Below are 477 nucleotides of genomic sequence, written 5' to 3'. Positions count from 1 at the left end.
CTTTAAACAGGGGGCCATCACAGTGCGGACAGTACGCCACGCCACGGGTCTTGTATTCCTGCTCTCCCGGAACATTCATCTCTCTCCAGCGTGCCCCTGTGGATAGCACCACAGTTTTTGAGGCAAGTTTTGCACCATTTTCAAGGGTGACTTCTACCAGACCACTAGAGGTTTCATCGGCACCTTTAATCGCAGAGACACGCTGCAGGTTCATGATGTCCACATCGTATTCACGTACATGGGCTTCCATTTCTGCTGCAAACTTGGGACCTTGGGTTTTCTGGACAGAGGTAAAGTTTTCAATGTCCATGGTATCCATGACCTGACCGCCCATGCGTTCAGCCACGATCCCGGTACGAATGCCTTTACGGGCAGCATAAATTGCGGCGGTATTCCCCGCAGGTCCTCCACCAATCACCAGTACATCAAAGGCTTGTTTGGCATTCAGTTTTTCTGCATCTTTGGCTGCTGCATTGC

1 protein-coding gene is annotated in these 477 nt (G+C 51.2%); it reads right to left on the bottom strand.

Features of this window, described 5'->3' with window-relative positions; all coding sequences use genetic code 11:
• Positions 1–477 (bottom strand): FAD-dependent oxidoreductase (locus NI461_RS14115; RefSeq protein WP_253157896.1); only part of this gene is annotated, 477 nt, incomplete at both ends.

The organism is Acinetobacter sp. S4400-12, from assembly GCF_024129495.1.
Taxonomy (GTDB): Bacteria; Pseudomonadota; Gammaproteobacteria; order Pseudomonadales; family Moraxellaceae; genus Acinetobacter; species Acinetobacter lwoffii_C.
The sequence above is the reverse complement of the archived record's forward strand: the minus strand, read 5'-3'. Positions and strand labels throughout refer to the sequence as shown.